This window comes from Syntrophobotulus glycolicus DSM 8271 (genome assembly GCF_000190635.1).
In the GTDB taxonomy this organism is placed as follows: Bacteria; Bacillota; Desulfitobacteriia; order Desulfitobacteriales; family Syntrophobotulaceae; genus Syntrophobotulus; species Syntrophobotulus glycolicus.
The window spans coordinates 458,007-482,127 of record NC_015172.1 but is presented as its reverse complement, the minus strand read 5'-3'; the positions used below and the strand labels follow the sequence as shown (position 1 = coordinate 482,127).

Annotated in this window: 28 protein-coding genes and 1 tRNA gene; 13 read left to right on the top strand and 16 right to left on the bottom strand. The window is 43.6% G+C overall.

The genetic code is table 11. The features are described 5' to 3' along the window. Positions 1 to 95 precede the first annotated feature (95 nt). On the top strand, positions 96 to 419 hold the full coding sequence (locus tag SGLY_RS02510) for a nucleotide pyrophosphohydrolase (RefSeq protein WP_013623718.1): 324 nt from the start codon (positions 96 to 98) through the stop codon (positions 417 to 419). A gap of 533 nt (positions 420 to 952) precedes the next feature. Here the strand turns inward: SGLY_RS02510 and SGLY_RS02500 are convergent. Next, on the bottom strand, positions 953 to 1,462 hold the full coding sequence (locus tag SGLY_RS02500; protein ID WP_013623717.1) for a GNAT family N-acetyltransferase: 510 nt from the start codon (positions 1,460 to 1,462) through the stop codon (positions 953 to 955). A gap of 239 nt (positions 1,463 to 1,701) precedes the next feature. Between SGLY_RS02500 and SGLY_RS02495 the strand changes: the two genes are divergently transcribed. Beyond that, positions 1,702 to 1,776 (top strand) — tRNA-Thr (locus tag SGLY_RS02495). Between the two features lie 66 nt (positions 1,777 to 1,842). Here SGLY_RS02495 and SGLY_RS02490 read toward each other — a convergent pair. From SGLY_RS02490 to SGLY_RS02480, 3 genes are all read right to left on the bottom strand, one after another. Beyond that, complete coding sequence (locus SGLY_RS02490; protein WP_013623716.1) at positions 1,843 to 3,732, bottom strand: carbohydrate-binding domain-containing protein; 1,890 nt, start codon at positions 3,730 to 3,732, stop codon at positions 1,843 to 1,845. Positions 3,733 to 3,826: 94 nt separating this feature from the next. After that, complete coding sequence (locus SGLY_RS02485) at positions 3,827 to 4,504, bottom strand: DUF4956 domain-containing protein (RefSeq protein ID WP_013623715.1); 678 nt, start codon at positions 4,502 to 4,504, stop codon at positions 3,827 to 3,829. Continuing rightward, positions 4,497 to 5,222 (bottom strand): polyphosphate polymerase domain-containing protein, encoded by a 726-nt coding sequence (locus SGLY_RS02480; RefSeq protein WP_013623714.1) that lies wholly within the window; start codon positions 5,220 to 5,222, stop codon positions 4,497 to 4,499. The genes SGLY_RS02485 and SGLY_RS02480 overlap by 8 nt, the downstream gene beginning before the upstream one ends. 191 nt (positions 5,223 to 5,413) lie before the next feature. On the opposite strand from SGLY_RS02480, the gene SGLY_RS02475 reads away from it, so the two are divergent. The 3 genes from SGLY_RS02475 to msrB all read left to right on the top strand — a co-directional run bounded on the left by SGLY_RS02475 (position 5,414) and on the right by msrB (position 8,388). Beyond that, entirely contained in the window at positions 5,414 to 6,091 is a 678-nt protein-coding gene (locus tag SGLY_RS02475; RefSeq protein ID WP_013623713.1) for a response regulator transcription factor, read from the top strand. Beyond that, positions 6,088 to 7,320 (top strand): sensor histidine kinase, encoded by a 1,233-nt coding sequence (locus SGLY_RS02470; RefSeq protein WP_013623712.1) that lies wholly within the window; start codon positions 6,088 to 6,090, stop codon positions 7,318 to 7,320. The genes SGLY_RS02475 and SGLY_RS02470 overlap by 4 nt, the downstream gene beginning before the upstream one ends. A 117-nt stretch (positions 7,321 to 7,437) precedes the next feature. Beyond that, complete coding sequence (msrB, locus tag SGLY_RS02465) at positions 7,438 to 8,388, top strand: peptide-methionine (R)-S-oxide reductase MsrB (protein WP_013623711.1); 951 nt, start codon at positions 7,438 to 7,440, stop codon at positions 8,386 to 8,388. 9 nt (positions 8,389 to 8,397) lie between these two features. On the opposite strand, the gene SGLY_RS02460 is transcribed toward msrB, so the two are convergent. Then, positions 8,398 to 9,285, bottom strand: coding sequence for an RluA family pseudouridine synthase (locus SGLY_RS02460; RefSeq protein WP_013623710.1), 888 nt, complete (start codon positions 9,283 to 9,285; stop codon positions 8,398 to 8,400). A gap of 341 nt (positions 9,286 to 9,626) precedes the next feature. On the opposite strand from SGLY_RS02460, the gene SGLY_RS02455 reads away from it, so the two are divergent. Then, a complete protein-coding gene (locus SGLY_RS02455; RefSeq protein WP_013623709.1) occupies positions 9,627 to 9,860 on the top strand; it encodes a hypothetical protein in 234 nt (77 codons plus the stop codon). Between the two features lie 317 nt (positions 9,861 to 10,177). On the opposite strand, the gene SGLY_RS02450 is transcribed toward SGLY_RS02455, so the two are convergent. Further along, positions 10,178 to 10,375, bottom strand: a complete 198-nt coding sequence (locus SGLY_RS02450; protein WP_013623708.1) for a hypothetical protein — start codon at positions 10,373 to 10,375, stop codon at positions 10,178 to 10,180. Positions 10,376 to 10,587: 212 nt separating this feature from the next. After that, positions 10,588 to 11,508: a helix-turn-helix transcriptional regulator gene (locus tag SGLY_RS02445; protein ID WP_013623707.1), complete on the bottom strand. Its 921-nt coding sequence runs from the start codon at positions 11,506 to 11,508 to the stop codon at positions 10,588 to 10,590. A 382-nt stretch (positions 11,509 to 11,890) separates the two neighbouring features. Between SGLY_RS02445 and modA the strand changes: the two genes are divergently transcribed. The 3 genes from modA (at position 11,891) to SGLY_RS02430 (ending at position 14,529) form a co-directional block, all read left to right on the top strand. After that, positions 11,891 to 12,682: a molybdate ABC transporter substrate-binding protein gene (gene modA, locus SGLY_RS02440; protein WP_013623706.1), complete on the top strand. Its 792-nt coding sequence runs from the start codon at positions 11,891 to 11,893 to the stop codon at positions 12,680 to 12,682. Positions 12,683 to 12,758: 76 nt separating this feature from the next. Continuing rightward, positions 12,759 to 13,445 carry a molybdate ABC transporter permease subunit gene (gene modB / locus SGLY_RS02435; protein WP_013623705.1) on the top strand — a complete coding sequence of 229 codons (687 nt, stop codon included), beginning with the start codon at positions 12,759 to 12,761 and terminating at the stop codon, positions 13,443 to 13,445. 1 nt (position 13,446) lies between these two features. Then, positions 13,447 to 14,529, top strand: coding sequence for a sulfate/molybdate ABC transporter ATP-binding protein (locus tag SGLY_RS02430; protein WP_013623704.1), 1,083 nt, complete (start codon positions 13,447 to 13,449; stop codon positions 14,527 to 14,529). Positions 14,530 to 14,627: 98 nt separating this feature from the next. Here the strand turns inward: SGLY_RS02430 and SGLY_RS18040 are convergent, their stop codons facing one another. Continuing rightward, positions 14,628 to 14,774 carry a hypothetical protein gene (locus tag SGLY_RS18040; protein WP_013623703.1) on the bottom strand — a complete coding sequence of 49 codons (147 nt, stop codon included), beginning with the start codon at positions 14,772 to 14,774 and terminating at the stop codon, positions 14,628 to 14,630. A 358-nt stretch (positions 14,775 to 15,132) separates the two neighbouring features. Further along, a complete protein-coding gene (locus tag SGLY_RS02425; RefSeq protein WP_013623702.1) occupies positions 15,133 to 15,537 on the bottom strand; it encodes a bacteriohemerythrin in 405 nt (134 codons plus the stop codon). Between the two features lie 179 nt (positions 15,538 to 15,716). Here SGLY_RS02425 and SGLY_RS02420 point away from each other — a divergent pair, with 179 nt between their 5' ends. Further along, positions 15,717 to 16,136, top strand: coding sequence for a hypothetical protein (locus tag SGLY_RS02420; protein WP_013623701.1), 420 nt, complete (start codon positions 15,717 to 15,719; stop codon positions 16,134 to 16,136). A 102-nt stretch (positions 16,137 to 16,238) separates the two neighbouring features. On the opposite strand, the gene SGLY_RS16935 is transcribed toward SGLY_RS02420, so the two are convergent. The 3 genes from SGLY_RS16935 to sigI form a co-directional block, all read right to left on the bottom strand. Further along, positions 16,239 to 17,150, bottom strand: a complete 912-nt coding sequence (locus tag SGLY_RS16935) for a DUF5667 domain-containing protein (RefSeq protein ID WP_013623700.1) — start codon at positions 17,148 to 17,150, stop codon at positions 16,239 to 16,241. A gap of 101 nt (positions 17,151 to 17,251) precedes the next feature. Further along, the gene (locus tag SGLY_RS02410; protein WP_013623699.1) at positions 17,252 to 18,343 is read right to left on the bottom strand and encodes an anti-sigma-I factor RsgI family protein; all 1,092 of its coding nucleotides are present in this window, start codon (positions 18,341 to 18,343) and stop codon (positions 17,252 to 17,254) included. A gap of 2 nt (positions 18,344 to 18,345) precedes the next feature. Further along, positions 18,346 to 19,053, bottom strand: a complete 708-nt coding sequence (gene sigI, locus SGLY_RS02405; protein WP_013623698.1) for an RNA polymerase sigma-I factor — start codon at positions 19,051 to 19,053, stop codon at positions 18,346 to 18,348. 157 nt (positions 19,054 to 19,210) lie between these two features. On the opposite strand from sigI, the gene SGLY_RS02400 reads away from it, so the two are divergent. The 3 genes from SGLY_RS02400 (at position 19,211) to SGLY_RS02390 (ending at position 22,415) form a co-directional block, all read left to right on the top strand. After that, positions 19,211 to 20,395 carry a pyridoxal phosphate-dependent aminotransferase gene (locus SGLY_RS02400; RefSeq protein ID WP_013623697.1) on the top strand — a complete coding sequence of 395 codons (1,185 nt, stop codon included), beginning with the start codon at positions 19,211 to 19,213 and terminating at the stop codon, positions 20,393 to 20,395. Positions 20,396 to 20,534: 139 nt separating this feature from the next. After that, positions 20,535 to 21,119, top strand: coding sequence for an undecaprenyl diphosphate synthase family protein (locus SGLY_RS02395; RefSeq protein ID WP_013623696.1), 585 nt, complete (start codon positions 20,535 to 20,537; stop codon positions 21,117 to 21,119). 105 nt (positions 21,120 to 21,224) lie between these two features. Beyond that, positions 21,225 to 22,415, top strand: a complete 1,191-nt coding sequence (locus SGLY_RS02390) for an IS256 family transposase (protein ID WP_013623695.1) — start codon at positions 21,225 to 21,227, stop codon at positions 22,413 to 22,415. A gap of 73 nt (positions 22,416 to 22,488) precedes the next feature. On the opposite strand, the gene SGLY_RS18035 is transcribed toward SGLY_RS02390, so the two are convergent. The 4 genes from SGLY_RS18035 to SGLY_RS02370 form a co-directional block, all read right to left on the bottom strand. After that, positions 22,489 to 22,665 (bottom strand): hypothetical protein, encoded by a 177-nt coding sequence (locus tag SGLY_RS18035; protein WP_169312004.1) that lies wholly within the window; start codon positions 22,663 to 22,665, stop codon positions 22,489 to 22,491. 137 nt (positions 22,666 to 22,802) lie between these two features. Beyond that, entirely contained in the window at positions 22,803 to 23,036 is a 234-nt protein-coding gene (locus SGLY_RS02380; RefSeq protein WP_013623694.1) for a DUF378 domain-containing protein, read from the bottom strand. Positions 23,037 to 23,250: 214 nt separating this feature from the next. Next, positions 23,251 to 23,769 (bottom strand): hypothetical protein, encoded by a 519-nt coding sequence (locus SGLY_RS02375; protein ID WP_013623693.1) that lies wholly within the window; start codon positions 23,767 to 23,769, stop codon positions 23,251 to 23,253. A 53-nt stretch (positions 23,770 to 23,822) separates the two neighbouring features. Further along, positions 23,823 to 24,077, bottom strand: a complete 255-nt coding sequence (locus SGLY_RS02370) for a hypothetical protein (protein ID WP_013623692.1) — start codon at positions 24,075 to 24,077, stop codon at positions 23,823 to 23,825. Between the last annotated feature and the right edge of the window lie 44 nt (positions 24,078 to 24,121).

Below are 24,121 nucleotides of genomic sequence, written 5' to 3'. Positions count from 1 at the left end.
TATGATTCTACATCCAGTGAAAAATCCCCTTGCCTTCCTGCTATGATTGTCTTAAAATTATTTGCAATCAGGATACACCTCTGAGGAGCAGACAAATGGAAATCAAAGAATGGCAAAAACAAGTTGATGATTGGATATCTCAATTTGAAGAAGGATACTGGTCTCCGTCCTCCATGATGCTGCGTTTGACTGAAGAGCTCGGAGAACTGGCCAGAGAGATCAATCATCAATATGGACAAAAACCGAAAAAACCCAGCGAGCCGGAAGGAGATTTGGCCCTTGAAATGGCTGATATCCTCTTTATTATCATCTGCATGGCAAACTCCATGAATATTGATCTGGAAGATGCTTTTGCCAGAATGATGGAAAAATACCGTTTAAGAGACAGTGACCGCTGGACGAAAAAATCACCTGAATAACATTCTTCCCAGAAACGGCCTGTTGATGTCCACTGCTTTACGGGGACATCCTGGAATAACTCCAAATAAAACCTTCACCGCTCCGGTAAACGTCATCAAGGTATGGGTCTCATTTTGGATATGGGTATGATCACCTTCCGCATTTTCATAACACGGACAGTATTTAAGCACAACCTGGTTTGTCGAAAAAACGTCCTGCCGTTCCAGTTAATAGGAAATACGCCTAAATATTTTCCCCATCCTATATTATACATTTTATTTTTGAACAGTCCAATTTTTTTACATCCTCTCAAAGCTTTCTGAAAAAAACGATTAAGCCAAAATTTTATGAACATTCCACAAAAACTCGACAAATACACAGTCTGCACGACAACTTTGCAAATAACTAGACCTTTTCCGTCTTTTTTTGAGTTGACCGAATATTTCAGACATGGTAAAGTATCATGGTAAATACATACATTTTAGACAGTGTGCATTTACTCCAAAGAAACTCCCGGACGCGGGAGTTTCTATTTTTCAGCTGAACCTTATTTTTAATGCATAACATGATTTCTCTCGTGAGCGTCAATAGAAAAGCCTGGTCTGGAATTAGTCATTAATAATTGATCAGAATCGCTGACCCGGTACATCAGTAATTTTTCATCACTGGCCAACGGGTGAGGCAAAAATCCCAATCTGCCCCAAAACCTGGCCGCCCGAGAATTTGTAGCCTGCAAGACAATGCTTTTGATTCCCACTTCCTGAAAATGCTTTATCAGATGGGACATAAACTTTGTCCCGTAACCAAAATTTTGCGGACTCACACAGAAATGCATAATTTCAAAGACCGGGCCCTGAAGAAAAGAAAACCGATCGTTTCTTTGGTCCGGGTTTAACTTGTAGCGCATTTTGATTCGCCTGGTCCTGCCATGATAATCAATGATCTCCTCTGAATCAGAAAGCCGCCTGATCTCAGCTTTGCAGCCATCATTTTCAATCCCCAGGATCTCTTCCATCTTTTCATGCTGTAGAAGCTCTTCCAATCCGGATATTGTCATCGTCATCAGGATCAACTCCTTTCAGCCGCTTATTGATATTATACAATATTTTCTGACTAGAGTGAATTGTTTGATAATTTTTTATCCTCTCTATATGACCGGATTTTCATTGATATTCGCTCCTTTATTGCCCTATCTTTGCTTCATTGCTGTAAATCCGGATTATTAGGTCTTAACAAACCATTTGTCTTGTGGTATATTTATTTTTGTCAAAAGACGGATTTGGTCTTGCCAAATCAGACTATGCCGATGTGGCTCAGGGGTAGAGCAGCTCACTCGTAATGAGCAGGTCGTCGGTTCGATTCCGACCATCGGCTCCACAGGAAAACACAAAGAGGCTGCAGCAAAACGAAAATTTGCTGCAGCCTCTTTCCTTCAAATCTATATTATCTGGGCTGGCCTCCCTGCCCCGGACCGCCCATGCCGCTGCTAACCGGAGAGCCGTTTTCATCGATGCTGGTTACGTTGCCGGAAATCGTGATATCGGTTAGTTTGGTGCTGCCGGAAACGGTGCCGCCGGTTAACATTCCATCAACAAGCTGTGTACTGGAGGTCCCCCCTGTGGACAGGGTATACGTTTTGCCCTGCATCATATCAGGAGAACTGATCACGATCGACTGGTAGGCTTTAGATGGAGCGAACGCCATGATCGGATTTCCGCTGTCGTCCGTCAGAGTGACCATAGTCCCGGCTTCCTGCTTAGCGGTGAATTTGACCAGCAAAGAGTTCTGGGCAGAGGTGCTGCCCGGCGCCTGGGCCATACCGGAGCTGCCGGCCATCGCCAGTATTCCGCCTGAGACCTCACACGTGCCGTCATAATCCAAAGGACCATTCCCGTCATTCGTCGGGCCGTTAACAAGTATGGTTCCTCCACTGATATACACAGCGCCATTAGAGTCAATTCCGTCTCCGCCGGAGTCAATCGAGATATAACCGCCGGCTATTTTAATAAAATAGGAACTGTCTGTACTAATCGTGTTTTGACCCGGCCGGCCATTCTGAGATGAGCCATCGTTACCTCCGGCGGCATTGAGCCCGTCGTCACTTGCCTTCACGTGTATCGTTCCGTTGGTTACCGTGATATTGGCGCTCTCCAGACCTTCGTAACTTTTGCTGATCTTGATTGTGCCGCCGTTGACCATCAGAGCGGAATCCGCATGAATTCCGTCGTCTCCGGAAGAAATCGCAAACTCTCCGTCTTGAATTTTGACGGCGCCGTTAGCGTGGATCGAATCATCCGAAGAGTCAATTGAGAATACTCCCCCGGTTATTAAGATGCCTGTTTTTGCCTTAAGGCCCTTAGCCGACGCAGAATCCTCCTCTGTCGTACTTACAGAAGCCTGAGCAGGGTCTTGCCGGCTCCCGCCAGGCTGAGCCTGTTCCTTATTTTTTGTGACGGTATTTGCGCTGCCTCCGCCGGTCTTCATCGCAATATTTCCGTTTGTCACTTGAAGTATCGTTTCAGCCTGCAGGCCGTCATTGCCGGCTGCTATCGTAAATGACCCGCCGTCAATCGATACCCAGCCCTTACTGGTATCCTCATCATTGTTCGATTGAAGAGCATCCCCTCCGGCTGTAATATTAAAGATCCCGCTGCTGATTGCAATCGAATCCCGGCCGCGCAGACCGTCGTTAACGGCATCAACCGTAATATCCCCCCCTGTGATCACCAGGTCATCCTTTGTGGCAATACCGTTTTTATGGTTGCCTTTGACTGTCAGAGAGCCTGCCCCGTTAATCGTCAAATTACCTTTACTGAATATTGCCGCATTAGGTTCATCATCAGAGGTGCCGGTGTAGGCCGAACCGTCCTCAATGGTATTGCCGCTTGCGGCTAAGGTTAAAATCACCTTCTTCGCCTGACGGGCGTAAATAGCGGCATTGTCTGATGAAGTAACAGATGCGCCGTTGAGCACGATACGCACAATATCCTCTTCACCGGCGCTGACAACAACCTGCCCGTCGGAAATTGTGCCGCTGATGACATAGGTCCCGGAGTTCTGGATGGTCAGAACACTGCCTGATGAAGAGGCTCCGGAGCCGCTCACTGTTATTGAATCACCGTTTAAGGTGATATTTGTCGCGTTTGAAGCATCCCAGCTGCTGTCCGTATCTTCTGTTGAATACGTCACTGAAATCGGCGACACATCTGTTACGGAAGCAGAAGAACCGGACGAATCCGCCGATGAATCTGTCGTACCGCATCCGGCAATCAAGCTTAGGGTAAGTACCGGCACGATGAGTAAGGGAAGAAATCGTTTGTGTTTTTTGACCATATTGTTTCGCTCCTTAAGAAAATTGTAATTGAAAACTGCGGAATACCTTTAACCGCATATCTGTCCTTAATTCTTTAAAACCTTGTATAATGCTTTACAGCTCCTCATGGACGGAAGGGACACGGCCGCATATAATGTTCAGATTGCCATTGCGGCAGCGGAGCTCATCCAAGAACCCTTTTTCGATGCCTGTCCCGTTCAATACGATACGATAATGAAGCTCATACAAGCTGCCCATATTCGTTGTTTTCACACGAATCAGCTCGGCTTGTTGCGTATACTTGGCAAACACATCATCGAAAATACCCTCATACTCCAGGTTTTCGGGGATGGTAATTTTCAGCTCCTTGTCAGCCTTTTTATTCTCGCCGAATCTTACCGTATTCAGGAGAAGGGACATTGCACCGACAATAAACAGAAAGAGGAAGGCTATCGCGATATATCCCATACCGGTAGCCAGACCGACCGCCATAGCGAAAAAGATATTGCCAATTTCCTTGGCGCTGCCGGGGATCGAACGGAAACGAACCAGGCTGAAGGCGCCCATAACGGCGACTCCCGCACCCAGATTGCCATTGACCACCATAATCACCAATTGAACCATTGCGGGAAGCAAAGCCAAAGTGACGACAAAATTTTTACTGTAAGTGTTACGGTACATATAAACGGCGGCAACGCCTAATCCTAAGACAATAGAAGCTAAGGTACAAATCAGCAGTTGATCAACCGTGATTGAACTATTAATAAACGTACTAAGAATACTCTCAAGCACAAGTCACTCCTCCTTTCTTATATTGACGGTCAATCAAATATTCCTTGTAGCACTGTCCATATTTTGAATATGAGGCAGGAAAGATCCTTTGCTCATTCAAGAGCTTGCTGAGCCATAAGGGCATGGCATCCGGAATTTTAATTTCCATCAAAAAGCGCTCAGGATCTAAAAGGGGATAACCCCACGGTCCTTTGGAAAGATCCAATACGGATTCACGGAAACGAATGTTTTGATCAAAGGTGATGCGCAGATTTTCGTCTTCTTTGCCAAAAAGGGCTAACCGGTCATACGCGATGAGAACCTTTGGCACCAGATGATATTTGTTCCAAACCCAGTCAATCTCGCGCAGGATCTGACCGGAATTTTCCGGCTGTTCCCCTTCCTGAAGGTAATACCGGGCCTCTCTGAGCTTGAGCTGTACACGTCTTTTATAGACAATCCCTTTGAACTTCTTTTTGATCTCCAGGAATACGAAATCCTCTTCTCCGGGGGTGCCGTAGGCCCGCAAACGGAGCTTCTCTTTGTAGATCGGCCTCTCGATGGACGTACGGATCAGCTCATAATTATCGGTGTCATAATAAATATTGCTGATGGTGTGCAGGCCGTACTGATCCACGTTCATATACCCGGCTAACTTCTCCATTAAAAGTTGTTGTTGGCGGGCACTAAGCATGTATTTTTTTTCATATCTTTGAAAAACTTCCTTGGCTTGCGCCATATAAATTCCTCCTTCGCATCTGGCATACTCCAATCATACAGACCCTCACTGAAATTAGCCTGAAAAAACCATTTCAGACTAATTTCAGATTTCCATGCTAAAGTTAGGGCAATGAAGAAAACTGCTGCAATAAAAAAGAAAAAGCTGGTATGATAAGCTTGTCAGATGATTAGACGGAGAGGAAGTGCGGTATGCGTATATTAATCGTCGAAGATGAAATCCGTTTAGCTGAGGCGCTGACCCAGATCATGCGTCAGGAAAAATATTCTGTTGATGCCGTTCATGATGGGGCGGCAGGTCTGGACTATGCCAGGAGCGGTTTATATGATGTTATTGTTCTGGATATTATGCTGCCTAAGAAAAACGGTTATGAGATCGTTAATGAGCTGCGGACAGCAAAAATCACAACGCCGATTCTTCTCCTGACAGCCAGAGACGAGGTTAACGATAAAATTATGGGATTGGATTTTGGCGCTGACGATTATATGACAAAACCTTTTGTTCCCGAAGAATTGCTGGCTCGTATCCGGGCTCTGTCCCGCAGGCATGGGGAAGTTATCCTGGAAGAGCTTTCTTTTGCTGATCTGACCTTAAATCTGGCTGCGTATACTCTTGTCTGCGGCCCTAAGTCAGTGCGCCTGGGATATAAAGAGTACGAGGTTTTAAAAATACTGATGTCCAATCCCAAAGTCATTGTCCTGAAAGAGGATTTAATCATTAAAGTCTGGGGAATAGAGTCCAATGCAGAGGACAATAATGTCGAAGCATACATTTCCTTTTTGCGCAAGAAGTTCTTCTACCTGGGCTCGAAGGTCAATATCAGCACTGTGCGCAAGGTAGGCTATCGATTGGAGACGGAAGAGCCATGATGAAAAAACTGCGCAGGAAATTTGTGCTGATTAATATGTCTTTAGTCAGCTTAGTCATGCTGATTATTTTTACCTCCATCTGTATTTCCGGCTATGAACGGATGCGCAATGAGAGTTACCAAGTTATGCAGAGGGCTCTTGAAAACAAGTCTGGCTCAGAACGTCCGGTTCTGGAAATCGGTGACGGCCCACCGCGCAAACCAGTTCCTATGCTCCCGGTCTTCAGCGTCACAGTGGATGGGGATGGACAGGTACTTTCGAATTTAAAAGAAAACGTGCTTATTTCTGACAATGTGATTCAGGAAGTCACTGATAAAGCATTGGCTTCAGGCAAAACGGAAGGAATGATGCTGAACAAGCAGCTGAGGTTTCTGATCAAGGATACCGCGGAAGGAAAAAAAATTGCTTTTGCTGACATGAGCAGAGAAATCGAGCAATTAACAAATCAGATCATGATTCTTCTGGCAGGAGGGGCGGGAGGCCTGATCGCTTTTTGGGCAATCAGCATTTTTCTCGCCAACCTGGCTTTGCGCCCCGTGGAAAAAGCCTGGGAACAACAAAAGCGGTTTGTGGCCGACGCCTCACACGAGCTCAGGACTCCGTTAACCGTGATTCTGGCTAATATAGGGATCTTGCTTTCTCACCGCAAAGACACCATTGAAAAGCAATACAAATGGGTTGAAAATACCCAGGCTGAAGCATCGCGCATGAAGAAACTGGTCGATGATTTACTCTTCCTGGCCAAGCTGGACGCAGTTCAAAAGCCGGTTCAGCAAACCGAGCTTAATTTCAGCGATATCGTTTGGAGCAGCCTGCTCCCCTTTGAGCCAATTGCTTATGAACAAGGAATAGAGGTCAGCAGCGAGATTGATCCGGACATCAGCCTGAATGGTGATGCCGGGCAGCTTAAACAGCTGGTAGCAATATTATTGGATAACGCGTGCAAATATGCGGGGCAGAACGGCAAAGTAACTTTAACCTTAAAAAACGATAAGGATCAAGCTCTCCTCTCAGTTAACAATACCGGGGAGCCTATCCCTATCGAACATCTGGAACATGTTTTCAAACGTTTTTACCGGGCCGACAGTTCCAGAATCCGCAAACAGGGCGGTTATGGTCTGGGGCTTTCCATTGCCCAGACTATTGTCGAGAGCCATGGAGGGGGGATCTCCGCGGAAAGCAATGGACAGGACGGTACGACATTTATCGTAAGAATCCCTCTTGGATAACCGTATTATTGATGTTCAGGAATTGCAGGATTTTTTCCCTTCATGCAAAATCGGGGATACCTGTTACAAAATTGCACATGATAGAATAGTAAAAACAGCGAATTGGGAGGAATAAGCATGTCTGATCTTTATCTCGCCGGCGGCTGCTTTTGGGGGATGGAGAAATATCTTGCGTCTGTTCGCGGTGTCATTTCTACACAGACGGGCTATGCAAACGGGCATACCGAACACCCTTCTTATGAAGAGGTCTGTCATGATCATACCGGCCATGCAGAGACAGTTTATGTGCATTATGATCCCGAAATTTTACCGCTTGAATTTCTTTTGGAACTCTATTTTGAGGCGGTTGACCCAACCTCGGTAAACCGGCAGGGTGGAGATCGGGGCGTCCAATACCGAACCGGGATTTATTATGTGGATGAACAAGACCGTCCGCTGATCGAACGCTCAATTCTAAAGCTGCAGAAACGATACGATACTCCCCTTGCTATCGAGGTAAAACCTTTGGACAACTTTTACCCCGCGGAAGAATACCATCAAAAATACCTCGATAAAAATCCGGGCGGGTACTGCCATATTGCACCCGATAAGTTCAGAAAAGCCGCTCAGGCGATGGTAAACCCTGCCAGCTATTATCTTTCGGATACCGAACTTTTGCATCAGTCCCTGACCAAAACTCAATATGAGGTGACGCAAAACAGTGCCACTGAATCGCCGTTTCGCAATGAATACTTCGATCATTTTGAACCCGGCATATATGTCGATATTACCACAGGCGAACCACTTTTTGTTTCGTCGGATAAATTTCAGTCCGGCTGCGGATGGCCAAGCTTTTCCGCTCCGATTGATCCTAATGTCATTCGTGAAAAGCCGGACCGTTCCCATGGCATGATAAGAACTGAGGTTCGCAGCCGTGTGGGGGACGCCCATCTCGGACATCTGTTTCAGGACGGCCCAAGGGAATCCGGTGGTCTGCGCTATTGCATCAACAGCGCCTCTTTGCGGTTTGTTCCCAAAAAGGACATGGAACGGGAGGGTTACGGGTACCTGCTGGGGCTGATAAAATAACGATAAGCGTTAACTCATTTCCAGACACTTTAAAAAATCCCCGGGCAGTTTTGCCTCAAGACAAATTTCCGTCTCTTTAACAGGATGCTGAAAGCTTATCTTTACCGCATGGAGGGCTTGTCTTGAAATCAGGGGAGACTTTCTTCCGTACATCCTGTCCCCGAGGATCGGATGACCAAGATAGGCTAAATGGACCCTGATCTGATGGGTCCTTCCGGTCTCCAAATTCAGTTCGACAAGAGAGTTTTGGCCAAAAGTTTTCAGCTTACGATAGTGTGTGATTGCCTGAGAACCTTTTTCACTGACCATGCGCCGGTTGGGCTTTGCCGGATCTGAAGCAATAGGAGCGCTAATCGTGCCTTCCGCAGGGATGATCAGCCCTTCCGCCAGCGCCAGATAAGTACGTTTGATTTTTCCTGCTGCCAACAGGTCTTCCATTTTGCTCTGAACAACCGGTCCCTTGGCAAAAACAAGACATCCCGAAGTATCCCGATCCAGGCGGTGTAATGGCCGAATCGTACAAATCACTCCAAGCTGTCGAAAATAATCTGCAAGATAATTGGCCAGGGTGCCGCTTGTGGTCATCCCTGCCGGATGTACCAGCAAACCGGCGGGTTTATTCAAAACAATAAGGGATTCATCTTCGTAGAGGATATCTATTGCTCCGGCTTCGGGATTAACCCCGTAAGAGCGGTCCTGCAGGCTTAAAACACTGAGCAGGTCCCCTGCTCGAAGCTTTTTCTGCAGGAACACTTTCTTTCCATTAAGGAGTATCCCTGTTAATCTGGTTAATTTCTGAATCTTTCTGCCTGAGATCTGCAACGCCTTTTTCAAGTACTCCTCAACTGTCAGGCCTTGATGTTCTTCTGCAATCGTATATTTTAAATAAGACTTCATTTTTGATTCCTCTCAAAATTTTAACAGCCAACTGTAGCAATCCTAATCATCCGTAAAGATTTACTTCTCGCCTTAAAAACGGATTCCCGTTATTCCTTGCTGCATGAATAACCTCCGTCAACTGGAATCATCGATCCGGTGATATCGTCGGCTTTGAACTTTCCCTTTCTTCACGGTTTTTATTTGAAATACATTCCTTTATGTATAGAGTTCTACAAAAGTGACCTTAACCCTTTGTGCAGGTTCTGTCACTTCCTAATGATTCAGAGGAAACTTTTCCCAATTTTTTTCATAAAATAATGATAGCTTTAATCACCTTTTAATCGAAAGGAGGATATGTCATGGCTCTCTTCGGTGGAGCGGGAGGTAATTTCGGAGGTTTCGGCGGAACCGGCTACTACGACGGATTTGGTGACTGGGGCTGGGGCGGAGGCTGGTGGTGGTGGATCATCATTATCATCATCTTTTTCTTCTTTGCCTGTGGCTGGGGCGGCTGGGGCGGAGGTTTTGGTCCTGGGGGCTTCGGTCCGGGCGGGTATGGTCCAGGCAATTATGGTCCCGGATGGGGGTATTAATTTTTTTTCAAGATCATATGTAAGAAATGAAAATCATGTACGGTATTTGCGGTGCAAGCATCTATTGAAAGCTATAGTTGAAGCAGAAAAAAGATCTTATTTTATTATCGCCGTCAGAAATTCTAAAAAGTCTCCTGAGAAATACAGGAGACCTAATTTTTGGCAAATTATGCAAACTATAATCTTGATCTCATCAGATCTCAATTCATTTTGACGACTGATCCTCGCAACAAAAAACCTACACTCTTTCTAAGCGCAGGCAGCAAATAACTTTTTCGGATGCCGGATATTCGTGATTGAGTAGGAAACTGGTTACTTTAATCTTTATATCTTGTTCTATATGCTCTTATGTCCTTCTCTGTCAGGGTAAACCTTGATTTTTCAAAATTAAAGCTAAGATCAAAAGCTTTTAATCTTCCGTTTCTGGCTTCAATATTCTGAATGATTTTAACCATTGATTCGTTAAAAAACAGACACAGATCATCTTTGTCCAATGGACTTTTCTTTATGAGCATTTCTACCCCCTTACTTATCATAGTATCAAAGAGTAGGTTATGTTAAAGCAAGGAAGAGAAAAATGGCCACTGCCGAAAGGATTCTCCATAAAAAAATACCCGGAGCTTATTCCGGGTAATAAAAAAGGGGTAAAGAAAAAAGAAATACATTACTTATATGATAACTCCTCATTCTGAATTATCGCTGATAGCTTCCTGAATAATTCCTGAAACTATTGTCTTATTTTTCCCATGTCTTTTAAATCATAGCCCCCTATTCCCTCTATCTCCATTCTGAATTCGGGCGAACGCAAGATTTCAAGTACAGCCTGGAAAGGGGGCTTGTTCATATCCTCTTTTTTCATGACTAGCTCGTATTTTTCTGTTTGCATCGGAATAAAATCTATATCCTTCACCTGACCGGCCGATTTTTCATTTCCCAAGCCCAAATCGGCCGTCCCCCGCGCTACCGCACTGGCCACTGCCAGATGGGTCGTGCATTCGTTCCCGTAGCCTTTTATTTTTGCAGAATCGATCCCCAGTATCCTCAGGTGTTCATCCAAAAGAATTCTGGTTCCGCTTCCTTTTTCACGGTTTACAATTGTTAAATCCTCGCGTTTCAGGTCTTCCCATCCTTTTACTGACTTAAGGTTACCTTTGACAACATAGAACCCCTGCTGCCGACATGCGAGATGGATAACTGCTGCGGGAATGCCGGGCAGCATTCTCCGTACAAAGGGGATATTATATTCACCGGTGTCTCCGTCCCACAAATGGGCCGTGGCAAGCTGTACACTGCCCTGATATAAGGCATATAAACCCCCATAACTGCCTACATAGGATCGGAATGTCTGTATTCCATGGGGATGAAGCTCGAGATATCTTGACAAGATATCAAGAATAACATCCTGCCCGCATAAGACAAAACCGTTTTTTCTCTGATTTTCCTGTGACAAAGGTAATTTTGACCCAACGGTCTCTTTCCTGCTTTTTGTACGATTTTTATAAGCCAGGACATCACTCATATCAACCCTGACTTTTTTGCCAACGCGATAGGAATTGAGTTCCTCTCTTTTAATCAATTCATATACTGTATTTTTAGCTATTTTTAAGATATCCGCGACTTCCTGGGGAGTCAAGGCTGAATCATCCACATTGTTCACCTGATTTCTTACCTATATTATACATTTAAAAGATATCTCAATTATAATACACGACATGAATAAATAGAAATTCTGAAGTATGATTTATTTTAAAATTTTGAAAAATATACAAGATAATTGCTCTAAATCACTTATCTTGTTATTGATTTTGTGATAAGGAGGATTTATAATTTAAACGTATTATAACATTACAAAACAAAGTGAAAATAAGTCTTAATTTGATGTTTAAACGCTTTTCGCCTTGTTTTATCATGTCTTTATTAATAAAATCTTTCAAATACTCAATGATGAGATTGTAACATCCCGGATCAAGTGTTATGATTTCATCATTTTATATATTTCAGGCTTTTTAATAAACAAGGGAGGTTACATAATGAAAAACAAAAAATCATTTTTGGGACTGATTATCGCTCTTCTTTTGATTCTGTCTGCTACAGGCTGTACCAAAACTGCCGATCAGCAAGCGGCACCGGTAACGTTAACTGTCTCCGCGGCCGCGAGCCTCAAGGACGCTATGGAAGAAATCCAGACCAATTACGCTCAGGAAAAATCAACTATCACGATTAATTATAGTTTTGGCGGATCCGGGGCTCTGCAGCAGCAAATTGAGAACGGGGCTGATGTGGATGTTTTCGTTTCGGCCGCTACTAAACAGATGGATGCTCTGGCCGACAAAGGTCTTCTGTTAGATGAAACAAGGAAAAATTTTCTTGCCAACCAATTGGTGCTTGTAACACCCAAAGGCTCTGACCCCATATCGAGTATCAATGGCCTTGCCGATGAAAAAATTAAGCGGATAGCTTTGGGCGAACCAAAAAGTGTTCCCGCCGGCCAATACGCGGAAGAAACTTTAACAAAGCTGAACCTTCTTGATTCTTTGAAAAATAAGATTGTCTATGCCAAGGACGTAAAAGAAGTCCTGACTTGGGTTGAGACTGGAAATGCCGATGCGGGCTTTGTCTATGCTACAGATGCCAAAGCATCAGAAAAAGCGGAAGTAGCGGTTGTCGCCCCTGAAGATTCTCATAAGCCTATCCTATATCCCGCGGCAGTCATTAAAGCCAGTAAAAATGTTGATGCCGCCAAGGATTTCATTAATTATCTTTACAGCGATAAAACGAAAGCTGTATTTGAAAAATACGGTTTTACCTTTATTACGGAATAATAAACTGTCCTCATTCACCAGTTTTTGGGTAAAATAATCAAAACAGCCTGCTTTATTCATATTTGGAGTGATCACTGTGGAATTTGATTTGTCCCCCCTGTGGATATCAGCCAGAACTGCATTTACCGCGACTTTTCTGACCTTTTTTCTGGGTATTGCCGCAGCGTGGTTCGTGGCAAGAAATAAGGGAAAGTTCAAAGGTCTCATTGATAGTGTCCTTACTTTGCCCATGGTCCTGCCCCCGACTGTTGTCGGTTTCTTCCTTTTGGTGCTCTTAGGCAAAAAGGGCCCCTTCGGCGATCTTCTCCGTGCTCTGGACATTCAAATTATTTTTTCCTGGACTGCAGCTGTCATCGCGGCTGCAGTCGTATCCTTCCCTCTCATGTATAAGACAGCGCGCGGCGCATTTGAACTAATTGACGAAAACTTGCTGCATGCTGCCCGCACACTTGGCCTGACCGAATGGAAAATTTTCTGGCGGATAGCCGTTCCTCTCTCCTGGCCGGGAATCGCTGCGGGCACTGTCCTGGCCTTTGCCCGCTCGCTCGGCGAGTTTGGAGCTACCCTGATGGTCGCCGGAAATATACCGGGCAAAACACAGACCATACCTGTTGCCATCTTCTTTGAGGCTGAAGGCGGCGAAATGACTAAGGCCCTTGTCTGGGTTATCCTGATCTTTGCTGTTTCGCTGTTTGTCATGACTTTAATGAATTATTGGACTGAATACCAGAAAAGGCTGATCCCTGCAGCTAAGAGGAAATAATATGGAATTGCACGTAGATATCTGTAAAACCCTTTCTGATTTTACCCTTAATGTCAATTTTACTACTGATACAGAGATTACAGGCTTGTTGGGTGTCTCGGGTTCCGGTAAAAGTATGACTCTGAGGTGTATCGCAGGTATCGAGACACCTGATAAAGGCAGAATCATTCTTAACGGGCGTACCTTGTTTGATTCCGCAGAGGGAATCAATGTGCCGAGCAGACTGCGCAAAGTGGGTTATCTTTTTCAAAACTACGCCCTTTTTCCCCATATGACTGTCGAGGAAAACATTGGCTTTGCTCTTGGGCAACTGCCTAGAGAGCAACGGCTTTCCAGGGTGAAAAATATCTTACAGATCATCAAACTTGAAGGACTGGAAAAAAGATATCCCTCTCAGCTTTCGGGGGGCCAGCAGCAAAGAACGGCTCTGGCCAGAGCTTTAGCCATCGAACCGGAGGTCTTGCTGCTGGACGAACCTTTCTCGGCGTTGGATGATCACCTCCGGAACCATCTTGGCCGGCAGCTCATGGATACACTGGCCGCCTACTCTGGTGTTACCTTGTTCGTCACTCACAATATGGATGAGGCTTACCGGATATGCCCTAAAATGCTGGTGCTTAAGGACGGTGAAATCGAGGCGTCCGGTGAAAATAACCAATTGTTTCAGAATCCTCCTACATTAAATGTTGCGCAATTGACCGGGTGTAAAAACATCTCCCGGGCCGAATATCTCTCCGACCATGAATGTTTGGCTTCCGACTGGGGAATCACCCTCAGGGTCAAAAAAAACTTGCCTCTGAATTTTAATTACGCAGGGATTCAGGCTTATCATCTAAGAGAAGCCGCAGAAAGTCACCATGATGATTTTTCTGACGACGACAATGTCTTTGAATGTTGGCCCAGCACGATCATTGAAAGTCCGTTTAAAGTTACAATCTACCTCTCTATCGGCAAAAAGCCCGCAGATAAAGACGATTACAATCTGTTTTGGGAATTGCCTGAGACGACCTGGCAAAACCTGAAAAGTAAGCCTCTACCCTGGCGGATCAAGATATCTCCGGATAAATTGCTGATTTTTAATTAAAAAGCTTTGCCCTAAATTAATCAGGACAAAGCTTTTTTTATTTTTTCAGCTGAATGATTGATCGAAATTTAAACGAATAATCTTTCCGTCAATATGATTTAGAAAATTACTGCAAGCGCGATTAAAATCAAAATTGCAATTGCAATAATGGCAGCACCAGCGCCAGCACCGACACCTCCTGTTTGAACAGGTAAAAGAGCAGGAGTGGGAGCAGGGACTCCGCAAAAACCACCGGCACGATACATGAGTAGACCCCCTTTCTAAGGTAAGCAATTCATATGATCAAACATTACACATCTATTAGAAAACAATACCCAATGCAATTAAGAGCAGAATGATTACAACTACGATAGCGATTCCGCAGAAGCATTTGCTTCCGCCGAAAGCACCTTCAGAAACTCCACCTATTGCCATGATTACCTTCACCTCTCCTTTGTGGTAATATTTGGAATTCGTTACATCCCTATATTATGTTACTTTTTCTATTGCGTGACTTAATCAGGGAAATTTTTCTATAAAAATCAGGAGCACGCTCAATGTTGTTGAGTGTGCTCCTGAACTAAAATATCTGGCTCATCAAGCCAAATCAGAATATAAGATGTATCAGACTTTATCCTTTAAAAAAGCCCCGAGCTTCTTATCCGTTTTGGAAATATGGTTAATCAACCACTTTGTCAGGAAACCATTAATCTCAATTAATGTAGGTAATGGAACTTGGCCGTCTTTAACCGTAGATTCTAGGGAAGTAATTTTATCAATAAAATCCTTATGTTGTTTTTTATGATCAGCCACTTCCGGATAAGAAAACTTGTCCATATAGTTTTCTTCATTTTTAAAGTGATTTATGGTATAACCTGCCAAAAAGTCAAATAAAGCAGGGATTTGTTCCTTTCCTTTGGCGCTTTTACATGAAGTATGAAATTCCTCAACTGCCTCAAAAAGTTTCCTGTGCTGATCATCAATCGTTTTTACATTCACTAATAAATTCTCTGTAAATAAGCTTGCCATAATATACCTCCTTCTTTAAAGTTATTATAAAATAATATTTGTTCAATTACCAGTCTTTCTCGCCTTTCCCCTAACAAAGTATAAGAAATAAAGTTTAAAACCTTTTAGCCATAATCATACTTGTCAAATCATTATTTACTATTCATAATATACCTAAGATCGAAAGGAGGTTGATTATTATGGAAAAAGAACACCTTTCAAAAATCAGAAATAAGCTGGCCGAATTGGCAAGCATTGTCAAGTCAGAAACAACCGAGGGAATTAACGAAATTAAAAGTGATGTAAATGCCAGGATCAATGACATGGAAGCAGTTATTGATGAACGTTTGGACTTCATTGAATCTAAATCAAAAGATATTTATGACAAAACTAAAGATCAAGCCCTGGATAAAATAAGCAATGCTCAGGAAAAGGTTGAAAAGAACACCCAGGATCTGATCAGCGATTTAGAATACAAAGCCCTGAAGGTCCAATATACTTTTCAGGAAAAGTATTCTCAGGGTATCATCAAAAAGGATGCTATTGTGGTCAAAACTGCCGATTCTTTAATTGATGTGATCAACAAAGCAAAATCTGTTCTCCGGTCAGAAGAAAAATGAGGTCCCTTCATCATCCTATTTTGGTCTAAAATGAATGATAAAAAGGCTGCCGTACTAAACGAGGTTTGTACGGCAGCCCTTTATTTTGAACCGAATACTTGCCTAGAGCCAAGAATTCGGATAATTTTTTGTCTCGGGTATTCCTTTTTCTTTATGATCATTTTTGTTAATGACGGTAGTATTCTGATCCTTTCTGATCTTCTTATCTTTCATTTTCTTCTTTTCCGCAGCCTTGTTTTTATCTTTGTTTTTGTCCTTATCTTTATTCTGAACAGACACTTTTTGCTTCTCTGCTTTTTGTTCTTCTGCGTTCAACTCATTTTTCTTCACATTCAAGGATTCTCTGAATTCATTCATCGCCTTTTTGGTTTCTTCTTTTAACTGCTGTTTTTCAATTCTTTTTGCAGCGTTCTCTACTTGTTTTTCAATATTCTCCTGCTGCTCAGCTGTTAATTGGTCAACTGATTTTTCCATCGTACGAACGATATTCAAGGCCACTCTGGCTGAAGCTTGGGGTGGCAGTTTCTCTAACAGGGCTCCCAGTGTTTCAATATTTTCCGCATTTGTATTTTCCATTGCTTGAATCAGCTTCTGCCTTTCCTCAGAATCAGGGTCCTCTACAGAAGAAAGGAATTGCTTGGCTTTTTCAAGCTTGCCATAGTATTGATTTAAGCACTTTTCCGCCAGCTCATTATTTCCTTTCTCACACATTTGATGGGCAGCTGCCAATTTTTTTAAGGCCTGTCCTTTTTCATATTCGGCCTTTTTTACAGGGTCAAGGGCCAAAGCGACTTGCAGCTTTTCAATGAAATCTGTGAGCCAATAGAACGGAGAATCAGGAAGGGTCCCTGGATCCACTTCTTCTCCATTCTCATCGGTCACTGTCGTCTGTTCACTGTCCGTGGTCGTCGTACCGGTCGCTGCCGTACTGTCGGATGTTGTCTGGGCATAGGCCATCATTGGTTGAACTGCCATTGCTGTCATTAGAGCCAGTGTGATCAATATCTTTCTCATTCTCTTTTCCCCACTCCATTTTTCCTAATTTTTCCCACCTGTTGTGCAGGTTCTATTTCTTATTTCGAATGAAAATCCGGTTTTTAGGGGGTCTTCTCTCTTTATCTGTATTTTTTCTGATCTTTGGATTGATTGTTCCTCATGTTTTTTCCTCCATCCTGAGCATTAAACTGCTTATCCGTCTTGTTTTTGCCCTGTTCCTGATTTTTAGGCCGGTTGTTTGTTTTGCTTCTTCCCCGCTCCTGGTCTTCAGCCTGATTATTCTTCCTGTTTTTTCCCCACTCCTGAGCTTTGAACTGGTTATTTGTCTTGCCTTTTCCCTGTCCCTGATTTTGGGACTGTGTGTTCGTCCTGCTTTTTTCCCCGTTCTGCCGATCACTTATTTGAACCTTGGTACTTACTACCCCCAGGCCGCTGTCCCTCTTTATCTGTTCTTGAACGGCCTGTTCCTTAAAAACTTCACTGCGGACGGCGCTTTCTTTGATTTCACCCGAACGGACCGGGATTCCGGCCTTATTCGCGGTGTTTAATAAGGCATATTCACCGAGAGTAAGTCCCTCCTGTGCCGCTTTTGTTTGTTCATCAGAAGTCATATCATAAGCCAAAACATGCGCATTAATGCCATGCTTGACGATATTATCCGTTACCTCCTGAGCCAATTTTTCAGAAGTAATCCCATTTGTCTGCTCATTCTGTGCTGTCATCTGGAAATATCCGAGAAGAACCAGAGGATCATCCTCCTTTAAGTATTCAAAATCAACGGATCTTTCCATAATATTGGAGACCGCTTCCTGCCAGGGTAAGCCTGTAAGGGGCCTTTCCCCAAGCAGATTGACGGCTTCTTCATTCAATGTTTGAACATCAAGTACTTTTCCCTGACCATTAATCATGAGCTGAATACTTGATTGGGCATCAATTGAGATCATTGCTTTCACTATTGACGCCTCATAAAGGTTCCAGCCTGTGACCCCGAGAAAAACCAATAAGAATATAGCGGCAATACTGATCATTTTCTTCCAGCGGGGAGGAGTAAGCTTGCTCAATAAGGACAGTCCTTTGGTCGGATCAACAGTTATCTCCACGCCGATTTCCACGGGCTCCCGGTAATAAATTTTTCTGAATGAGCCGTCAGCCAAAAGAATGGTAATGAATCGGCCTTCTTTTTGCAAAACCACAGCTTTGAATTGATTCATCTTTATCCCTTCCTTTCCTTTGGCATGACGTATTCCCGCAAGTAAATAAAATCATGTTCATTGGCAATCAGCAGAGCAACTGCCAAGATATATTTTCTTCTCCGCTCAAGCACCTTAAGATGCACTTGGGTTTTGATATTCAGAGCCTGCATGGGAATCCTTTTCTTTTTGATGACGTGCTGCCACATTTCCTGATCCTTCGCAAGTGATTGGGCCACTTCGAGCAGCGTGCAGCGAGAATCCTGATGTTTGGGACAATTCTCCGCTAAATCATTAAAGCTTAATTGATATTCTGCAAGTCTGGTGGCAAATTCCTGAATCTCCAGTGCCCTTTCTTTGTTTTGCTCCTGTTCGCTAAATTCACTTAAACTATAATGAATCTCGGCACCTCGACCGCACTCCCCTTCATCCAAAGACAACGTGCTTTTTTTTTTCTCCCTGCGGTAAAAATCAATCAGGCGTCTCTTGATCACAACCCTGGCATAGGCCAAAAATGGGACATTTCGCTCTTCATCAAAGTGGTTTATTGCTTCATTAAAAGCCAAGAGAGCTTCGGACAGTTCTTCATCTCTTCCCCATTCCAGGAGACGCTGAACAGCCTGGCCGGCCACATGACGAATAAAGGGCTGAGATTCCCGAATAAAATCTTCCTTTGCCTGTGTTTCTGTTTTTATTGTTTTCCAGCTCAGTTGATTTTCTGACTCAGACATTTTTCTTTATTTCTCCTACCTTGTATATACGTCAAATTCAAATCATTTTAGTGGGTAAAAATAAAATGATCGTAATTAGAAATAACACATTAATATAATGATATAATGATGAAGACACCAAGCTATCTCTGATTGTATCTTAAAAGGGAGTGTTTTCATGTTCTCAGAAAAGATTATCACAAATCTGGGCAAGTCTTCTTGGATCAGGGCTATGTTTGAAGAAGGAGAAAAGCTGCGCAAAATTTACGGTCCTGAACATGTTTTCGACTTTTCTCTTGGGAATCCTGATCCTGAACCGCCAGTTAAAGTAAAAAGCGCTTTAAAGCAAATTATTTTGGAAGATCCCCCCCGTCTCCACGGATATATGCCAAACGCCGGTTATCCCGATGTCCGGGCAAAGATTGCTTCCTCACTGCAGGAAACAGCCGGTGTAACCCTTAGCGGTCAACATATTGTGATGACTTGCGGCGCCGGCGGGGCCTTAAATGTTATCCTGAAAACCTTGCTTAACCCAGGCGAAGAGGTGGTCGTCCTTTCCCCGTTTTTTGTGGAGTATCTGACTTACATTGATAATCATCAGGGGATCGGAGTTGTGGTTCCAACCAAAAAAGACTCTTTTCAGCCTGACCTTGAAGCAATCGAAGCCGCCATAACTTCCAAAACCAAAGCGATCATCATCAACTCTCCCAATAATCCGACCGGAGTGCTTTATCAGGAGGATATCCTGATAAAGTTGGATGAGTTACTTGAACTCAAAGAAAAAGAATTCCATACGGTCATTTATGTCATCTCCGATGAACCTTACCGAAAACTGGTCTATGATCATGATGAGCTGCCCAGTGTCCTGAAAATATTCAGAAACTCCATTATGGTTGACTCTTTCAGTAAATCGCTTTCCATACCGGGAGAGAGGATCGGCTATATTGCGGCCAATCCTGGGATTGCCGATATCGATCTGCTTATGAACGGCTTAATTTATTGTAACCGTACTCTGGGCTATGTGAATGCTCCGGCTCTTTTTCAAAAAGTGATTGCTGAATCCTTGGATGAAGCTGTCGATATTGAGATTTACCGTGAGCGTCGTGATCTTCTTTATCATCAGCTCATATCTATGGGGTATGAATGTGTCAAACCCCAGGGAGCTTTCTATTTGTTCCCTAAATCTTTTATCGAAAATGATATTGAATTTAAAAACCATGCTCTTAAATATAATATCCTTATTGTTCCCGGGACAGGCTTTTATTGTCCCGGCTATTTCCGGCTTTCTTATTGTGTAAGCCTCAAAACTATCCAGGATTCTTTGCCCGCCTTTGAAGCCTTAGCCAGGGATTTTCTAAAATAGTGATGGAAAAGCGATCGATTGTTTGGGAAAGAAAGCCTCTGAAAAAGGGGTTTTCTTTTTATTTCATGACTGGAGAATTTAATAGACATAAGCTGCCAATAATATATTCAGGTCAAACAACTTCAAGGAGATAACCATCATGAGAATTCCTAACCATATTGGGATAATCCCGGACGGCAACAGGCGATGGGCTCAGGGTAAAGGGCTTTCTAAGGAGAAGGGCTATGCCTATGGTTTACATCCTGGCCTGGAGCTCCTGCGCCTTTCCCAAAAGCTTGGCGTTAAAGAGCTTACATTTTATGGTTTTACTGTGGATAATACGAAAAGACCGGCAAATCAGACCAAAGCCTTTCAGCAAGCATGCATCGAAGCCATTCACTGTATTGCCGACGAGGACGTTTCTTTACTGGTCATTGGCAATACTGAATCGAAGATGTTCCCCCGGGAGCTTATGCCTTTGACCGAAAGGAAAATTTTCGGTCAGGGAGGAATGAAAGTAAATTTTCTCGTCAATTACGGATGGGAATGGGACTTAGCGAATTTACTCCGGGATTCAGCTCAGGAATCAGGCATTATCAGCGGCCTGAAGTCCAATGATATCTCCCGTATCGATCTGGTCATCCGCTGGGGAGGCCGCCGCCGCTTAAGCGGTTTTCTGCCTGCTCAATCTGTTTATGCAGATTTCTTCATCCTGGACGACTACTGGCCGGATGATAAGGTATAATTAATTTCGCAAATTGAAAATGAGTGTTTATGAATAAAGACATAAACGCAACTGCTTGGTAAGATAAAGTTACCACACCAAATCTACCAAGGAGGAATTGCGAATATGTCTGAGAAAATTATACACTTAAACGAAGGTGCAATAAAGCAGGAATTGAAGGAATTAGTACGCCATAGTGTGGAAGAAACATTGAACGACTTGCTCGACCAGGAAGCCGCCGCGCTGATTGAGGCCGGGCGGTATGAACGTTCGGAAGAACGAAAAGGATACAGGTCTGGCCACTATCAGAGAAACCTGATCACCACTTCTGGAGAGGTGAAGCTAAAAGTGCCGAAGCTAAAAGGCGTAGCTTTTGAAACAGCCATCATCGAACGCTATCGGCGGCGGGAAAGCTCCGTGGAAGAAGCCCTGATCGAAATGTACTTAGCCGGTGTTTCGGTTCGCCGGGTAGAGGACATCACCGAAGCGTTATGGGGAACCAAAGTGTCGGCCGGGACCGTGAGCAATCTGAACAAAAAAGTATACGGACACATCGATACTTGGCGCAGCCGACCTCTGCAGAGCAAATATCCGTATGTATACGTCGACGGAATTTACCTCAAACGAAACTGGGGCGGCGAATATGAGAACGTGGCAATACTTATTGCCATGGCCGTTAACGAAGACGGATACAGAGAAGTCATCGGCGCCGGCGAAGGCATGAAAGAAGACAAAGCAAGTTGGCAGGAATTCCTGAAAAGCTTAAAAGAACGAGGACTCACTGGAACGCAGCTATTCATCGGGGACAAATGCCTGGGGCTGATGGAAGCCGTCAATGAAACCTTCCCTAACGCCAAATTTCAGCGCTGCAGCGTACATTTTTACCGAAATGTATTCTCCGTTACACCGCGTTCGAAGATGAAAGAAGTCGCGGCTATGCTCAAGGCAATCCATGCCCAAGAAGACAAAGCAGCAGCCAAAGAAAAAGCAGTTGCTGTCGTTAATAAACTGCGGGACATGAAGCTGAAAGAAGCAGCCAAGAAGATTGAAGACAGTATCCAGGAAACCCTGACTTACATGGATTTCCCGCAGGTGCACTGGTCAAAACTCCGGAGCAATAATGTTATTGAAAGACTGAATCGGGAGATCAGACGCAGAACCCGTGTTGTGGGGGCCTTCCCAGACGGCAACTCGGCACTGATGCTGGTTTGCGCCCGGCTTAGGCATGTAGCAAGTAAAACCTGGGGAACCAAGATGTATATGAGTATGAAACATCTGGAGGAAATGAATAAAGACAACAATCTTGTGGTCGGATAAAAACAAATCATCTCTGGGGTAGACTTGACATGGGACCCTGCGCCGGATGCTTCAATGGGTCGCGGGATGTGGCTCAAATGATGTCTTCTTTTGGAGTAAGCCCCATCCCGATCTTAAGGGTAGCATCCAGCACCCCCATATCAAGTCTTGCTCTGGGGTCAAAATAGAAAACAACCTGCCAAGCAGAAATTTGCGAAAGATCATTGACACTACCGGCCGGATTTCCGCCCGGAACATTTCTATCAAGCAATTGATTGGTATAATTCTCAGGATATTACCCTCGGAGGATAAAAAGCAAGCTGAAAAAGGGACCACGATAAATGGCCCCTTTTTTTTGGATTTCATGATGAAATTTTTAAGCTGTCTTGATCTTTTGTTCTTGGCGAACTAAGAAACAGGATGCATTCTGCTTTCCGTATCGCCTTCCCTTTCTGTCAAGAAGAAGAGGGAAATTAAATATAGGCCGCAAATCCCAACCAATGTAAAGATTATTCGTGACGCAACAGAGTACATTCCTCCAAATATGGCGGATATGAAGTCAATACCGAATATCCCGATCATACCCCAGTTCAGTGCTCCTATGATGACCAGAACCAATGCTATCCTCTGCCAAATATTCATGATAGAATCCTCCTTAGATTGAAAAAGTATTTCAATACTTTATCTTGCTTAAAAATATAAATTTTATACATTTGCGTGAAATGTTTGATCAAATTTTTCAGATAAGACAAAGATACAAGGAATTCTATTCAAACTTTGGAGAAATCAATTGGAATATCCTTCTAGGATATGACGGGAATCATAAAGAAGGGTTGATCACTATTCCTTACTCCTTTTAGATCTCATACCTGTCAAGAAAAAGAGCCGTCGTCTGATAATGTGCCGAAAGCTGCTCGGAAAACATAAATACCCCCATCTGGTCAAATTCAACCTGACTGTTCATATTGGCCAGAACAGCTCTTGCTAGTTCAATCATCCATTTTGGACCGGCTTTTTCAATATTGTCACCGTATTCGGAATACCTGTAAAACATGTAATTGTGAAATGTTTCAATTTCTTTATCGTTATAAAATTGATTTGTTTTAAGCTGATGAAAAAGAAGAAAATGCATATGATCAAGCACTTGACCATAAATCTCTTCATTTGATTCCCACTTGGTAACTTGCTTAATAATCAGAAACATGCTGGTAATGATCATTTCCACGTTCAATTGACTGACCATGGTCCTTCCCAGTCCCAATTCATTGAGCATATCCTTATCAGAAACAAACTCTTCCGTTCTTGAAAAGGCCAAATCAAAAAGAATCGATCCCATTTTTTCCGGAGTTACCGCGATTTTATTTTCTTCGAGCAATTCTTAAGCCTTCTTTCCTACATTATTCACAGCGAATATTTGATCAATGCCGGTTATTTTCTTGGATTCTTTTTCTTTTTCTTTTTTACCGGAATACTTTTCTTGGCGACAGGCTGGATACTCTCTATTTCCTCACTCGTTTGAGAAAGGCCTTTTCTTCTTCCCACAACCCGATAAATAGAAACTACGACGACATAAGCAATCCCCAGAAAGAAACCCCAGACCGGCCTGTATGTCGCAATCACCATACAAAGAATAAAACCTATCCATTCTAATTTCTTCTGATTATTTTTAAGCATTTGAAGCATTTGTTTTCTCCTCTGCCGCTATAGATGCTCCTTATTATAATATA

What these genes read in the sequence shown, in the direction of transcription:
- SGLY_RS02510 (WP_013623718.1), top strand. Translation starts at nt 96, where the DNA reads ATGGAAATCAAAGAATGGCAAAAACAAGTTGATGATTGGATATCTCAA.
- SGLY_RS02500 (WP_013623717.1), bottom strand. Translation starts at nt 1,462, where the DNA reads ATGACGATGACAATATCCGGATTGGAAGAGCTTCTACAGCATGAAAAG.
- SGLY_RS02490 (WP_013623716.1), bottom strand. Translation starts at nt 3,732, where the DNA reads ATGGTCAAAAAACACAAACGATTTCTTCCCTTACTCATCGTGCCGGTA.
- SGLY_RS02480 (WP_013623714.1), bottom strand. Translation starts at nt 5,222, where the DNA reads ATGGCGCAAGCCAAGGAAGTTTTTCAAAGATATGAAAAAAAATACATG.
- SGLY_RS02475 (WP_013623713.1), top strand. Translation starts at nt 5,414, where the DNA reads ATGCGTATATTAATCGTCGAAGATGAAATCCGTTTAGCTGAGGCGCTG.
- SGLY_RS02470 (WP_013623712.1), top strand. Translation starts at nt 6,088, where the DNA reads ATGATGAAAAAACTGCGCAGGAAATTTGTGCTGATTAATATGTCTTTA.
- msrB (WP_013623711.1), top strand. Translation starts at nt 7,438, where the DNA reads ATGTCTGATCTTTATCTCGCCGGCGGCTGCTTTTGGGGGATGGAGAAA.
- SGLY_RS02460 (WP_013623710.1), bottom strand. Translation starts at nt 9,285, where the DNA reads ATGAAGTCTTATTTAAAATATACGATTGCAGAAGAACATCAAGGCCTG.
- SGLY_RS02455 (WP_013623709.1), top strand. Translation starts at nt 9,627, where the DNA reads ATGGCTCTCTTCGGTGGAGCGGGAGGTAATTTCGGAGGTTTCGGCGGA.
- SGLY_RS02450 (WP_013623708.1), bottom strand. Translation starts at nt 10,375, where the DNA reads ATGCTCATAAAGAAAAGTCCATTGGACAAAGATGATCTGTGTCTGTTT.
- modA (WP_013623706.1), top strand. Translation starts at nt 11,891, where the DNA reads ATGAAAAACAAAAAATCATTTTTGGGACTGATTATCGCTCTTCTTTTG.
- SGLY_RS02430 (WP_013623704.1), top strand. Translation starts at nt 13,447, where the DNA reads ATGGAATTGCACGTAGATATCTGTAAAACCCTTTCTGATTTTACCCTT.
- SGLY_RS18040 (WP_013623703.1), bottom strand. Translation starts at nt 14,774, where the DNA reads ATGTATCGTGCCGGTGGTTTTTGCGGAGTCCCTGCTCCCACTCCTGCT.
- SGLY_RS02425 (WP_013623702.1), bottom strand. Translation starts at nt 15,537, where the DNA reads ATGGCAAGCTTATTTACAGAGAATTTATTAGTGAATGTAAAAACGATT.
- SGLY_RS02420 (WP_013623701.1), top strand. Translation starts at nt 15,717, where the DNA reads ATGGAAAAAGAACACCTTTCAAAAATCAGAAATAAGCTGGCCGAATTG.
- SGLY_RS16935 (WP_013623700.1), bottom strand. Translation starts at nt 17,150, where the DNA reads ATGAGAAAGATATTGATCACACTGGCTCTAATGACAGCAATGGCAGTT.
- SGLY_RS02410 (WP_013623699.1), bottom strand. Translation starts at nt 18,343, where the DNA reads ATGAATCAATTCAAAGCTGTGGTTTTGCAAAAAGAAGGCCGATTCATT.
- sigI (WP_013623698.1), bottom strand. Translation starts at nt 19,053, where the DNA reads ATGTCTGAGTCAGAAAATCAACTGAGCTGGAAAACAATAAAAACAGAA.
- SGLY_RS02400 (WP_013623697.1), top strand. Translation starts at nt 19,211, where the DNA reads ATGTTCTCAGAAAAGATTATCACAAATCTGGGCAAGTCTTCTTGGATC.
- SGLY_RS02395 (WP_013623696.1), top strand. Translation starts at nt 20,535, where the DNA reads ATGAGAATTCCTAACCATATTGGGATAATCCCGGACGGCAACAGGCGA.
- SGLY_RS02390 (WP_013623695.1), top strand. Translation starts at nt 21,225, where the DNA reads ATGTCTGAGAAAATTATACACTTAAACGAAGGTGCAATAAAGCAGGAA.
- SGLY_RS02380 (WP_013623694.1), bottom strand. Translation starts at nt 23,036, where the DNA reads ATGAATATTTGGCAGAGGATAGCATTGGTTCTGGTCATCATAGGAGCA.
- SGLY_RS02370 (WP_013623692.1), bottom strand. Translation starts at nt 24,077, where the DNA reads ATGCTTCAAATGCTTAAAAATAATCAGAAGAAATTAGAATGGATAGGT.